Genomic DNA, 13784 nt, shown 5'->3' with positions numbered 1-13784 from the left:
TTCACCCTCCCAATACCTTTGCAAAGTTACTATTTAAATTAAATCCAAATTAATAAAAAAATGAAGAATTTATCAATGCGTATTGGTAACGCTATTCTGGTAATCACCTTTTTACTACTTGGTAGTGCCGGGTATTCACAGGCAACCAACAGTATTACAGGAAAAGTCTTTACATCAGACGGACAACCTGCTGCTTACATCAATGTATTAATAAACAACACTGCAAGAGGAGCTCTTACAGATCAAAATGGAACATACACTTTTCACAATGTAGATGCCGGCGATTACGAATTCGTATTTTCACTTATCGGACTCAAATCCCAGACAATAAATGTACAGGTAGCCGAAGAAGGAATCACTTCCGTAAAGGACATTACTCTCGAAGTTGATGAACAAAAACTACAAGAGGTGATCGTCATTGCAGAACGTCTAAATCAGTTTGCCAGAAAAGAAACAGAGCAGGTAGCACGTTTACCTCTAAAAAACATCAACAACCCTCAATCATATACGGTAGTAAGTAGTGAGTTACTAAAAGAGCAAATCAATACTGATCTACCTTCTGCCCTAAAAAGTATCACAGGAGGAGGATATGTAGAAGGTAATCAGGGATTCGCATCTGTATATGCCAGAGGTTTCAGAGCGGATTCTAATATCAAAAACGGACTAAGAGTATATACTAAATACCCTATCGATCCACAAAACATTGATCGTATCGAAGTAATCAAAGGACCTTCTTCTGTATTATTCGGTGCCGGATATTACGGAGGATTGGTTAACCTTGTTACTAAGAAACCTTTTGAAGGAAAAAAATTAGATGTTTCTTACACATTAGGCAGCTGGGATCTGAATCGTTTTACGGTAGATTTCAACACAGCTCTTGACAAAGAAAACAAAACATTATTGCGAGTAAACGGTGCTTATCATTCTGAAAACAGTTTCCAAAACCAGGGATTCCACCGTTCTTTTATGGTAGCTCCTAGCATTACTCATAAGGTTAGCGACAAACTTGATCTGGAGTTCAATGCTGAAATCAATCATAGCAAAAAAACCAAGAATTTTGCTAGAGGAATTGCCAGAGGAGGCATCGAAGGAGCAAATAGCTGGGATGATATCAACTGGGATTATAACGAAAGTTATACTTCTAATGAGGCAGCAGGAGACGTAAAATCACAATTATATCAATTATTTGCAAACTATAAAATCAAAGATAACTGGATTTCCAAAACGTCTATTTCATCTAATAATTACCACCTAACTGATAATTATGTATATCTGGAAGCAATTGCCAAAGATACGATTAACAGAGGGATCATTCAGTTCAGCCATGGAAATGGAGGAACATTAGACTTACGCCAGGATTTTCAGGGGATCCATACAAGTGATGCTATCGAAAACAAAATAGTTATCGGAGTTAATTATGTGAATACTTTCTGGGACTTCACTATTAAAAACGGTCCTGTTGTAAACGGAAGATCACATTGGAATTTCCCATATGATCAAATTGTATTAAATGGAGAAAACACTATAGTACCTCCTATTACACGCAGGGGGCTTGATGAAGCTGATGGTAGCATTGCTGCTCGTGAAACAGGAAACAAAAACTTAGCAGCATACATTTCGGACGCGATCACTATTCAGAAAAAACTAACCTTGCTAGGAGGAATCCGTTTTGATCGTTTTATGAATGACCCAAGTATAAGTAATGGAATCTCTCGGGGAGGATACAATCAAAATAACATTTCTTATAATGCCGGAATCGTTTACAATCCATTTGGGGATAAGCTAGGAATATTTGGTAATTATATGAATGGTTTTAAAAATGTAGCCCCTGGAATCATGGACGCTGAAGGAGAAATTGTAGATTTCGATCCAGAAGAAGTAAACCAATGGGAAACCGGAGTAAAACTAAATCTACTAGATGGTAAAATTAAAAGTACTGTTAGCTATTACAACATTACAATTGATAATGCCATTCGTCGTTTCAATGGATTCTCTACTCAGGACGGAGAAATTGTAAGCTCGGGAATTGAAGCAGATTTAATCGCAAATCCTCTCCCTGGATTAAATATGGTATTAGGATACACATACAATCACTCAGAACACAAAAAACATGCAAATCCTCAATTCGACGGAAGACAGCTAACATTAACTCCGGAAACAGTTGCTAATTTCTGGATTAGTTATAGAGTACTTAAAGGGCAACTTAGTGGTTTAGGTGCCGGATTCGGAGGAAATCATATGAGTAAAATCTATCAGGTAAGTAGTTTAGACAATAGCTTCTGGGCCAATGATTATACCACATTTGACGGAACTATTTTCTACGACCAGCCGAACTATCGTATCGGTTTCAAAATAAACAACATGTTTGACAAGGAATACTATAACGCTTATGGTATGCCACAAAAACCTCTTAATGTTAATGTAGGTTTTACCTATAAGTTATAATTGACTTTTCGCTTTTTTTAATTAAGGTGGATTTTCACTACAAAGAAAATCCACCTTAATTTTTTTAAACATTTCCCAAGAACCATATTTCCATAAATAAAAGTCTTATTTTGTAAAAAAAAAGATTCATAATGGACATCTGGAAAACGATCAATGAAGAAATCATAGCAGCAGAAAAAAAAGAGCCGTTTATAACTCAGCTAACCAACGCTCTCCCTACAGAAGAAGGATTCTGGGGTGTCCTTACATATATTCTTAGTGATAAACTAGCGACTTCCGTATTTAGTCAGCAAACTTTAGCTACAATCATTACTCCTATTCTAAAGGATAATGATATGATCAGGCTTTTTATTACCACTGATCTGAAAGAGTATTTCAAAAGAGATTTTGCCTGTCATACATACCTGGAAATCCTTTTATTCTCCAGAGGTTTTCTCGCTACTTGCATGTATCGTATTTCTCGTTTTTTGTTTACTCAGAATCAGCCACAAACTGCTAAGTTCTTCCATAGTAGAATCATTGAACTATACACCATTGACATTCATCCAAATGCCCAAATCGGCAAAGGAACTATCATAGATCACGGAATCGGCATTGTCATTGGAGAAACGGCTCAGGTAGGAGATTACTGTGTTATTTTTCATCAGGTAACTTTGGGAAGTACAGGGCATGAAAATGGCGATCGTCATCCTAAAATCAAGGATCATGTAGTTATCGGTACCGGAGCAGTAATTCTAGGAAATATACATATAGCAGATCACGTTAACATTGCTGCGGGTAGTGTAGTTCTTAAAAACGTTCCTCCTCATACAACCGTCGCCGGTATTCCTGCTAAACCAGTAGGAAGATCCAAAAAATTACTTTAAAAAAACGCAAACGAATGACAATACACAGAATTCTTATCGTTACTTTTTGGGGTTTACAATTGATTTCCTGCAATCAATCTTCTCAAAAAACTACTTCAGAAATCCCTTCTCTGATAACTACAAATACCAAACAACAACAAACATCAGAAGTATCCACTTCATCTATCGATTCTCCTTCTATTGTTATTCTCGGCACCATCCAGGATGCAGGCTCCCCTCATATAGGCTGTAAAAAAAGCTGTTGTACTTCATTATTTGACACACCTGATGCAAATCGAAAAGTGGTTTCTCTCGGAGTAATCGATCCTATATCAAATAAGACATTTTTATTCGAAGCAACCCCGGACATCACCACTCAATTAAAAACCTTAAAGAAGCTTATCCCTAACCGACAGGAAGAAATTCCTGATGGTATTTTTTTGACACATGCACATATTGGTCATTATACTGGTTTAATGTATCTGGGAAAAGAAGCTACTAATGCCCAAAAAGCACCTGTATACGCAATGCCTAAAATGAAAGATTTTCTGGAAAAGAATGGTCCATGGAGTCAACTTGTAACCAATGAAAACATTCAGATCCTTCCCCTTGAAAACAAAAAAGAAATAACATTAACGCCTGCCATCCAAGTTACACCTTTTACAGTCCCTCATCGTGATGAATATTCCGAAACTGTCGGATATTACATCACCGGTCCTAATAAAAAAGCATTGTTTATTCCTGATATCGACAAATGGGAAAAGTGGGACACCAATATAATTGATGCTATTGCCAGTGTAGACTATGCCTTTATAGATGCTACTTTTTTTGACGGAGAAGAAATAAACAACCGAGACATTTCCGAGATCCCGCATCCTTTTATTATAGAAAGCATGCGTACATTCAAAGGATTATCAACAGCAGAAAAAAGCAAGGTATACTTCATTCATTTCAACCACACCAATCCTGTTATTAATGCACAAAGTAAGCAAGCACAGCGTGTTTTGACACAAGGGTTCAACATTGCACAAATTCATGATATTATCGCACTATAAGACGATAAAAAATCAAGCATTGAGCATTTGCCAAAGTTTATCTTTTAGCCCCTGTAACCCTTGTTGTGCAACAGAAGAAATAAACACGTAGGGAATCGTAAATGCTGCATCTAACTGTTCTTTTAATTCTGCTTCCAGCTCTTCATCCAGCATATCACACTTAGAAATTGCTACCAATCGTTCCTTATCCAATAGTTCCGGGTTATAACGTCTCAGCTCATCAAGCAGGATTTCATACTGTTTCTTAATATCGGGAGCATCTGCAGGAATTAAAAATAATAAAGTGGAGTTTCGCTCGATATGCCGTAAAAACCGATGCCCTATCCCCTTACCTTCTGCTGCTCCTTCAATAATCCCAGGAATATCTGCCATGACAAATGTCTGAAAATTCCTGTATTCTACAATCCCTAAATTAGGCTTTAGGGTCGTAAACTCATAATCTGCTATCTTAGGTTTGGCAGCTGTTATAACAGATAATAATGTAGACTTTCCCGCGTTAGGAAATCCTACCAAACCGACATCTGCCAGCACCTTTAATTCTAAGGTTATGTTAATCTCTTCTCCGGGAATTCCTGGTTGTGCATACCGAGGTGTCTGATTAACCGAGCTTTTGAAATGCCAGTTTCCTCGACCTCCCATTCCTCCTTCTGCTATGATTATTTCCTGACCTTCTTCTACTATTTCATGAAGGATTTTCTGCGTTTCTGTTTCGCGTATAACAGTTCCCAGAGGTACATCAACAAATATATCTTCTCCATCAGCTCCAGTACTTCTGTTTTTACTTCCATGTTCTCCATGACCTGCTCTGAAGTGCCTTTTGAACTTTAGGTGATACAATGTCCACATATTAGGATTTGCTCTGAGAATGATATGCCCTCCTCGACCTCCATCTCCTCCATCTGGACCTCCTTTGGTTATATATTTCTCTCTATGTAAGTGTACTGAACCTTTCCCTCCATTTCCGGAAGTAACATGTAACTTTACATAATCAACAAAATTCCCCTCTGTCATAACGCTCCTTATATTTCTTTATCATAAAAAAGTATCCATATTAACCGTTTCACGAAAATATCGCCTTTCTAATATGAATACTTTTATAATTATAATTTGGTCAAATATATGCTGACCTTTCTATTTTTTATACTTAGATCCTATTTATAAGGTATCTATAACCTCACTCAATCTATTGGTAATCTCCTCAACAGCTCCTACTCCATCAACTCCATAATACTTATCAAGTTTTTCGTAATATCCTTTTAGAATTGCAGTTTCATCATAATACACTTTAATTCTATTTCGGATGACAGACTCATCAGCATCATCTGCTCTTCCAGAAGTTTTTCCTCTTTCTAAAAGACGCTGTACCAACACCTCATCATCTACTTCTAAAGCCACCATTGCATTCACTCCTGTTCCTTTGCTCTCTAATAAAGTAGTCAATGCATCAGCTTGTGCCTCTGTTCTAGGAAATCCATCAAAAATAAACCCTTTGGCATCTGCATTTTTTTCTACTTCTGCACTTAGCATATTAATTGTTACCTCATCAGGAACCAACTGTCCTTTATCGATATATGATTTTGCCAATGTTCCTAATTCGGTTGCGTTTTTGATATTATATCTAAACACATCACCTGTAGAAATGTGTACCAGGCTATATTTCTCTTTTAATACTTCTGCTTGTGTTCCTTTACCTGCTCCCGGAGGACCAAATAACACTAGATTTGTCATATGTTTTGTTTTTAATTGGTATATCGCAGTAAGATTACGGCCCAATCCGTCATAATCGAGACCATACCCTACAATAAATTTATTAGGAATATCTAATGCTTTATAATCGATATGAATCGATCTGGTATATGCTTCCGGTTTAAAAAACAAGGTAGCAATTCTAAAATCTTTACACCCCTGATCTTTCATCATATCTGATAATATTGCAATCGTATTTCCCGTATCTACAATATCTTCCAGAACAACCACAGTCCGATCTGACACCTTTTCTGTCAAACCGATCAGTTCATGAATCTGTTCTGTAGATTCGGTTCCTTCATACGATGAAAGTTTCACGAAACTTATTTCACAATCATGATCAAACCTCTTTAATACTTCTGAAGCAAACATAAAAGCACCATTCAGCACTGCTAGAAACAATGGTTTTTTTCCTGCCAGGTCTTTGTTAAGTTCTTCAGCAAGTCCATCTATTGCTTTACTAATTGCTTCTTCTGGCAATAATGGCTCAAATTCTAAATCATGTAATTTAATCATGTTTACCCCTAAATTTTATAAGGTTTGACGTTATCAGGTGGCAAAGATAATGATTACAAATCATACTTATAACAGTTTACTCCTTGCATTTAGATCGTAATATTGTGGTTTTTACTTTTTAAAAAATTATTTTTGCCCCATATACCAAACATTTTATTTTTTTATGATCAATTATTTTTCATCCGATTTTAAACTAGGTATCTTAGGAGGAGGACAATTAGGAAAGATGATGCTTTATGAAACTCGTAAATATGATATTCAGACATATGTCCTGGATCCCAGTGATGATGCCCCAAGCAAGATTGCTTGTAATTATTTTGAAAAAGGTGATTTAATGGATTATGACACCGTCTATAATTTTGGAAAAAAAGTAGACGTATTAACATTCGAGATAGAAACCGTTAACATCAATGCCTTAAAGCAATTAGAAAAAGAAGGAAAAAAAGTATACCCAAGTGCTGATACCCTCGAAAAAATTCAAAACAAAGGACGACAAAAGTTTTTTTATAAAGACCAGCAAATTCCAACAGCCGCTTTCCAGAAATTCTCAACACTTCAGGAATTAAAAAAACAGGTAGACAATGGTGAAATAACATTCCCTTTTGTATGGAAAAGTACGCAGGGAGGGTATGATGGTAATGGAGTAGCCGTGATCCGAAAACCCGAAGACCTTACAACTCTTCCTGACACAGAATGCATCGCTGAAGACATGATTCATTTCAAAAATGAACTGGCTGTTATTGTTGTCAGAAGCGCCTCTGGAGAGATAAAATCATATCCTGTGGTAGAAATGGAATTTCACCCGGAAGCGAATCAGGTAGAATATGTTATTTGTCCGGCCAGAGTGAGTGATCGTGTTGCCCAAAAAGCAAGAGCTGTTGCCAAACAAGTATCCGAAGCATTCCAACATGTTGGTATATTGGCTGTAGAAATGTTCCAGACACAAACGGATGATATCCTTGTTAATGAAGTTGCTCCAAGACCTCATAATAGTGGGCACTACAGTATAGAAGCCAGTTACACGAATCAATTCGAACAACATATCAGAGCTATTCTGGACCTTCCTCTGGGAGCTACTGATAGTAAAGTAGGCGGAATTATGGTCAACCTTGTAGGAGCAGAAGGGCACACAGGAAATGTTATTTATGAAGACATTGACACCATTATGCAAATGAATGGAGTAACTCCACACATATACGGTAAGAAAGAAACACGCCCTTTTAGAAAAATGGGACATGTAACGATCGTACATGAAAATATATCCGAAGCAAGAAAAATTGCAGAAAAAGTAAAAAACACAATAAAGGTAATAAGTAAGCCATGAGTAAAGTAGGAATAATTATGGGTAGTACAAGTGATATGCCCATTATGGAAAAAGCCATCGAAGTACTAAAGGGATTCGATATTGAGGTAGAAGTAGATATCGTATCTGCTCACAGAACTCCTGATAAACTTTTTGACTATGGAAAAAATGCCCATATCAGAGGAATCAATGTCATTATAGCAGGAGCTGGAGGCGCAGCACATCTTCCTGGAATGGTTGCTTCCTTATCTCCATTGCCAGTTATCGGGGTTCCTGTAAAATCGAGAAATTCGATCGATGGATGGGATTCTGTATTATCTATATTGCAAATGCCTGGAGGAGTTCCTGTAGCAACAGTAGCTCTTGACGGAGCGCTTAATGCAGGGATATTAGCTGCTCAGATTATTGGAGCAACTGATAAATGTGTTTTGGACAAAGTTCAGATATATAAAGAAGGGCTAAAACAAAAGGTTATAAAAGGAGCCAAAGAAATCCAACAGTAAATTATTTAGGTACGGTTCCAAAAACATATAAATCCAGAGGATTGAGTACCAGAAAATAATGCCTCAAAAAACCTCAAAAAGCAAAAAGAGTCACTTTCTGTGACTCTTTTTTTATTAGGTCATACAACAATTATAACAATATTTATTAACCAACTTAAATATATTACACAAAAAAAATGTTGTATAACCCTACTCTTAAAACCTATAACAAAGGTAAAACCTTACTTTTATTACGCAATAAAAGTATTCATAAAAAATATAACTTTTCGATGAAAATACATAAAAAACCGATAAAATACACAAATTAAGCCTTACTAAACAAATAAAAGAAAGAAAAAACTTCACAGTATTGATGTAAAACCGTAAAATTATGTCTCAATAAAGCCAAAAAAGAAAGAAAACAGAAGGTATAATTTTGTTTTTTCGACAAGGAATCAAACCTCCTTCATACTCATAAAGTTACTTTTTTTTTCTTAAAATATAGCAATCCAGATAAAGAAAGTCTTTTTTTATAAATTGAGTAAAATAAAAAAAGAGCCACAGGTTTGTGGCTCTTTCAATATATTTGGTCTTACTAAAGAAATAATTATTGTTATTCATACCCCTAATAGCAATAATGTTTATTTTTCTATAGCTTAACCATTACTAATAAACCTATGGCAAATCTACTGGTATTAATATTAGGTAGAGCAATAAAAACCATAATAAAAAGGCAATTTTCGATTAAAAGCACACTTTTTCGACAAAAAACATAGTATTTAACAAAAAACTAAACAGTATTTATAAAATGAATAATCCATTATTAGAATTATTTGACCATTCCCCCTTCTCCAAGATACAACCTGCACATTTTCTTCCTGCCATTCAGGAAGCAATTGACAAGGCTAAAAAAGAAATAGACTCCATAGTTAATACTACCGAGACACCTTCTTTTTCGAATACAATTGAAGCATTGGATTATAGTGGCGCATTACTGGATCGAATTACCAGTATTTTCTTTAATCTAAATAGTGCAGAAACCACAGATGAGATCCAGCAAGCTGCTCAGAAAATATCTCCTCTACTATCTGAATTCAGGAATGATATCGCATTAAACATTGAACTCTTTAATCGAATTGAAAGTGTATACAATCAAAAAGACGAGCTTACACTTTCTGAAGAACAAATTACCTTACTGGATAAAAGATATAAGTCTTTTTCCCGAAACGGAGCTAAATTGCCTAATGACAAAAAGGAGCAACTTCGAAATATCGATAAAGAATTAGCTCAATTGAGCTTGTCTTTTGGAGAAAATGTGCTAGCAGAAACTAATAAATTCGAATTACACCTCACCCAGGAATCTGATCTGGATGGACTACCAGAAGGGGCTAAAGAAGCCGCACAAGCCATTGCCAAAAGTAAAAATAAAGAAGGATGGATTATCACTTTGGATTATCCTAGCTACATCCCTTTTATGACATATGCTTCTAACAGAGCGCTTCGAAAAAAACTATCCATGGTTTTTGGTTCTAAGGGATTCCATGGGGATCAACATGACAATCAAGAAATTGTTTTAAGAATTGTTACCCTAAGACATCAACGTGCTCAACTTTTAGGGTACAATTCGCATGCGCATTATGTTCTGGAAGAACGCATGGCAGAAACACCAGAGAATGTCACTTCCTTTCTAAATGAAATCCTTCAAAAAGCCAAGCCTGCTGCTAGTAGAGAGTATGAAGAATTAGAGCAATTTGCCAAAGACTTAGATGGTATAGATCAGCTTCAAAAATGGGATGGGGCTTATTATTCCGAAAAACTAAAACAAAAACGTTTTAATCTGGATGATGAAAAACTAAAACCTTATTTCAAACTGGAGAATGTTATCAATGGAGTCTTCCAGGTCTCATCTAAATTGTTCGGTCTGGAATTTGAAGAGGTTTTTGATATCGATACCTATCATGAAGAAGTTAAAACATATAATGTAAAAGACAAAGAAGGAAATTTTATTTCTTTACTCTATGCGGATTTTCACCCAAGAGCTGGTAAAAGAAATGGAGCCTGGATGACTTCTTATAAACCTCAGATGAAAAAAGAAGGCAAAAATATCAGACCTCATGTCTCTATTGTTTGCAACTTCACAAAACCCACTCCTAGCAAACCGTCTTTATTAACTTTTAATGAGGTTACAACATTGTTCCATGAATTTGGTCACGCACTGCATGGTATGCTTGCAAACACAACCTATCCCAGTCTTTCTGGAACCAATGTATACTGGGATTTTGTAGAGCTCCCCAGCCAAATATTAGAAAACTGGTGCTATGAAAAAGAGGCACTAGAATTATTCGCTAAACATTATGAAACTGGAGCATTGCTTCCTATGGAATTAGTAGAAAAAATAAAAGCATCTGCTACTTTTCAGGAAGGAATGGCGACCTTACGTCAATTGAGCTTCGGGCTATTAGACATGTCATGGCATGCCAAAGATCCTTCTGCAATTACCAATGTAAAAGAACATGAAAAAACTATTTTCCAGGAAACTTCCTTATACCCTGAAGTAGCAGAAAACTGTATGAGTGTAGCTTTTTCTCATATTTTTCAAGGAGGATACTCTTCTGGATACTATTCCTACAAATGGGCAGAAGTACTGGATGCTGATGCATTTGAATACTTTAAAGAGAACGGCATATTTAATGAAAAAACCGCTCATAAATTCAGAGATAATGTACTCTCTAAAGGAGGAACAGAAAACCCAATGGTATTATACAAACGTTTTAGAGGACAGGAACCCAAACCAGAAGCCTTACTCAAACGTGCCGGTTTAATCGCTTAAAGAAAAAAGCCATTACCTTAGAAAAAAGGTAATGGCTTTTACAATTAGTATGGTTATTGACCGTTATTCTCTCAACAATTGCTGAGTGTATTTTTTAGCACTTCCTTCCAGTGAAATAAAGTAAGTTCCCGAGGCAAGATCAGAAATCAGTAACTTGGTTATTTTATCTGTTAAAGCTATTTTTCTGATAATTTTTCCATTCATATCAGAAATCAGGAGTTTTTTCACTTTCCACAATTCATTTCCAATTGAAATTGTCAGATATTCTTCTTTAACAGGATTAGGAGAAAACTGAATCACTGCTGCATCTTCAACCAACATTTCTCCTTTTTTCAAAGTACTCTTCCCTGAAGTACCACAGTTCCCTAAAAACCTCCAGCTACTACTTGTTTTCTCGTACAAACGTCCAAAATAAGTCACCTTATCTCCAACCTGGTAATTCTGAGATGAATCATATGCAGGAACTCCATCACAGATATCCCCACTATTACCTGTAGTTGTCACACGTATCGCATCACTAAAAGCAGATTCATTCCCCGCAGCATCTTTAGCCTTAATCTTAAACTCATAGGTTGTACTGGCAGCTAATCCAGAAACATTTTTAGATATTCCGGACACAGTTCCTAAATTAGTAGATCCTCTATACAGTATATAGCCTGTCACACCTACATTATCAGTAGAAGCATTCCATGAAAGGGTACATGAATTCTGCGTCACATTAGAAGACGTCAGCCCACCAGGCACCGAAGGAGCCTGTGTGTCACCTCCTGTAGTTCCTCCAATCACTACTGTATAATCTTCTACTTCGCCGTAATCGAATGTTTCACAAGCTGTCGGGATCCCGTTATACTTCATAGACACCCGCATTCGTGTTCTCCCATTCTTTGCAGAAGAAGGTACTGTAAAACTTCCATTAACCGGACTGGTTTTGGAAGCAGCCTTACTCCAGACCAATTCTCCAGCATCTTTAAAATCTTTATCCTGATTATAATCAATCCATACAGCATACCCTTCATCATATGCAGTCCCTGACCATTTAGGAGTAATCGTTATTGTATGTGAATTTCCTTTTGATAAATTTGTAGAAATTCCTGTGTGATCCCCATAACCATTAGATCCATCGGTTGTATTATCAATACTTCCTAATTTTACATTTCCAATGTACTCATCAGTTACTTTTTTCCCTTTAGAAGCACAGTAAACCGGGTCTCCTCCGCCACTAACTCCATTTCCTACTTCTATTAAAAACTCTAACGCCAATTTCGTAAACTTGGCTGCATGAGTCGCATTTGGGGTTGGTGACCTGTCGAAAGTATCCCTTGTCGTATGAATATTAGGATTACTCTCCCTGAAAGTAGCTTCTATCGGGAAAGAAACCTGATATCCCTGTTGCGCCCAGCTATAATGATCAGAACATCCATAATTACATCTAGAGGTTCCGTACGTAAACTTATGTGTCCCCGAAACATTGTAATGATCCATTAACTGTCGCAAAAAACTATTTAATGTCTGGCTATTATAACTATCATCAGTAATATAGATATCTCTGGAAGACCCTTTATAATTAGTCATATCAAACTGCACATAACCAACAACATTTACATTTCTTCGCTTATAGTCTTCTGCAATTTCTTTAGACCCTCTCAACCCAACTTCTTCAGCTGCATATGCCATAAACTCTATGGTTCGTTTCGGCTTAAAATTCATTTGAAATAACACCCTTGCCGCTTCGGTTATAGTGGCAATACCAGATGCATTATCATCTGCTCCAGGAGCATTCGTTGTTCTTTCTGGACTTACAGAGTCAATATGCCCTCCTATAATGACATAATCATCAGGTTTTTCTGTTCCTCTGATCGTCATGACTAATGATGGCATTGAGGTACTGTTATGATTAACTAACCGGACAGAAACATCACTCCTGTTTCCAGCTAGTTGCTCCCATTTTCTTTTTAAATCTGTAACTGATTGCTTGGCCTTACTAGTTGTATGATATCTGGTCCCATATCGCTCCAACTCCTTTATCTGGTTGGCGATATTTACATTATTAACCAAATCCAAACTTTCTTTAACCAATCGATCCTGAGTAATCGTATAAGAAACTCTTCGCTGTGTCGATTTCCTATTTTGTTCATTTTCGATAGTTCGAAGTGCATCTTTTTCTGAATGTTCATAAACAAAACCTGGTCCATGAACCAATACCTTGTGATGTAATTCTTCTGCGGCATTATGGCTTAGCATCACAGCACTAAAACCATTTTTAGAAGCAATTACTTTCACATCTTCGGGATGTCCTTTTTTTAGAGCTATAGCATCTTTTGTTTCCATTGTCGCGTAGAACATTTCTTTTTTCTCTTGCTGTGCATATCCATTGGAAACATATAGACATACCAAGAGCACTGAAATAAATAAATTTATTTTTTTCATTTTTAAAGTGAGTTTGTGTTATGTTCCTAACATACATATTTTTACGACAACATAACAACGGTATCTCCTCAAAATAAAAACTGTTTTCACTTCTCTTTAAACAGCAACAATCGTTTTCTTTAGAACAACTATACA

General features: G+C 36.3%; 9 protein-coding genes. 6 read left to right on the top strand and 3 right to left on the bottom strand.

Going from position 1 to position 13784, the window contains the following annotated elements:
• Positions 1 to 60 precede the first annotated feature (60 nt).
• The 3 genes from ACFSTE_RS12385 to ACFSTE_RS12375 all read left to right on the top strand — a co-directional run bounded on the left by ACFSTE_RS12385 (position 61) and on the right by ACFSTE_RS12375 (position 4345).
• A complete protein-coding gene (locus ACFSTE_RS12385) occupies positions 61 to 2445 on the top strand; it encodes a TonB-dependent siderophore receptor (RefSeq protein ID WP_378253343.1) in 2385 nt (794 codons plus the stop codon).
• A gap of 131 nt (positions 2446 to 2576) precedes the next feature.
• The gene (epsC, locus tag ACFSTE_RS12380) at positions 2577 to 3311 is read left to right on the top strand and encodes a serine O-acetyltransferase EpsC (protein ID WP_378253341.1); all 735 of its coding nucleotides are present in this window, start codon (positions 2577 to 2579) and stop codon (positions 3309 to 3311) included.
• A 14-nt stretch (positions 3312 to 3325) separates the two neighbouring features.
• Positions 3326 to 4345 carry an MBL fold metallo-hydrolase gene (locus tag ACFSTE_RS12375; RefSeq protein ID WP_378253339.1) on the top strand — a complete coding sequence of 340 codons (1020 nt, stop codon included), beginning with the start codon at positions 3326 to 3328 and terminating at the stop codon, positions 4343 to 4345.
• Positions 4346 to 4357: 12 nt separating this feature from the next.
• On the opposite strand, the gene obgE is transcribed toward ACFSTE_RS12375, so the two are convergent.
• Both obgE and ACFSTE_RS12365 read right to left on the bottom strand, forming a co-directional pair.
• A complete protein-coding gene (gene obgE / locus ACFSTE_RS12370) occupies positions 4358 to 5356 on the bottom strand; it encodes a GTPase ObgE (protein ID WP_176027279.1) in 999 nt (332 codons plus the stop codon).
• A 144-nt stretch (positions 5357 to 5500) separates the two neighbouring features.
• The gene (locus tag ACFSTE_RS12365) at positions 5501 to 6607 is read right to left on the bottom strand and encodes an adenylate kinase (protein WP_378253336.1); all 1107 of its coding nucleotides are present in this window, start codon (positions 6605 to 6607) and stop codon (positions 5501 to 5503) included.
• Positions 6608 to 6770: 163 nt separating this feature from the next.
• Here ACFSTE_RS12365 and ACFSTE_RS12360 point away from each other — a divergent pair, with 163 nt between their 5' ends.
• From ACFSTE_RS12360 to ACFSTE_RS12350, 3 genes are all read left to right on the top strand, one after another.
• Complete coding sequence (locus ACFSTE_RS12360; protein WP_378253334.1) at positions 6771 to 7931, top strand: 5-(carboxyamino)imidazole ribonucleotide synthase; 1161 nt, start codon at positions 6771 to 6773, stop codon at positions 7929 to 7931.
• Positions 7928 to 8413 (top strand): 5-(carboxyamino)imidazole ribonucleotide mutase, encoded by a 486-nt coding sequence (gene purE / locus ACFSTE_RS12355; protein WP_378253332.1) that lies wholly within the window; start codon positions 7928 to 7930, stop codon positions 8411 to 8413. Before ACFSTE_RS12360 ends, purE begins: the two co-directional genes overlap by 4 nt.
• Positions 8414 to 9200: 787 nt before the next feature.
• Positions 9201 to 11222, top strand: a complete 2022-nt coding sequence (locus ACFSTE_RS12350; protein WP_378253330.1) for a M3 family metallopeptidase — start codon at positions 9201 to 9203, stop codon at positions 11220 to 11222.
• Positions 11223 to 11285: 63 nt separating this feature from the next.
• Here ACFSTE_RS12350 and ACFSTE_RS12345 read toward each other — a convergent pair whose 3' ends face one another.
• Positions 11286 to 13649: a M20/M25/M40 family metallo-hydrolase gene (locus tag ACFSTE_RS12345; protein WP_378253328.1), complete on the bottom strand. Its 2364-nt coding sequence runs from the start codon at positions 13647 to 13649 to the stop codon at positions 11286 to 11288.
• Between the last annotated feature and the right edge of the window lie 135 nt (positions 13650 to 13784).

It is taken from the genome of Aquimarina hainanensis, assembly GCF_042684685.1.
Lineage (GTDB): Bacteria > Bacteroidota > Bacteroidia > Flavobacteriales > Flavobacteriaceae > Aquimarina > Aquimarina hainanensis.
Note: the sequence above shows the minus strand (reverse complement) of the source record. Positions and strands in the feature narration are given on the sequence as shown.

Coding starts and splice junctions, on each gene's coding strand:
- ACFSTE_RS12345 (WP_378253328.1), bottom strand. CDS start 13,649: ATGAAAAAAATAAATTTATTTATTTCAGTGCTCTTGGTATGTCTATAT.
- purE (WP_378253332.1), top strand. CDS start 7,928: ATGAGTAAAGTAGGAATAATTATGGGTAGTACAAGTGATATGCCCATT.
- ACFSTE_RS12375 (WP_378253339.1), top strand. CDS start 3,326: ATGACAATACACAGAATTCTTATCGTTACTTTTTGGGGTTTACAATTG.
- ACFSTE_RS12350 (WP_378253330.1), top strand. CDS start 9,201: ATGAATAATCCATTATTAGAATTATTTGACCATTCCCCCTTCTCCAAG.
- epsC (WP_378253341.1), top strand. CDS start 2,577: ATGGACATCTGGAAAACGATCAATGAAGAAATCATAGCAGCAGAAAAA.
- ACFSTE_RS12365 (WP_378253336.1), bottom strand. CDS start 6,607: ATGATTAAATTACATGATTTAGAATTTGAGCCATTATTGCCAGAAGAA.
- ACFSTE_RS12385 (WP_378253343.1), top strand. CDS start 61: ATGAAGAATTTATCAATGCGTATTGGTAACGCTATTCTGGTAATCACC.
- obgE (WP_176027279.1), bottom strand. CDS start 5,356: ATGACAGAGGGGAATTTTGTTGATTATGTAAAGTTACATGTTACTTCC.
- ACFSTE_RS12360 (WP_378253334.1), top strand. CDS start 6,771: ATGATCAATTATTTTTCATCCGATTTTAAACTAGGTATCTTAGGAGGA.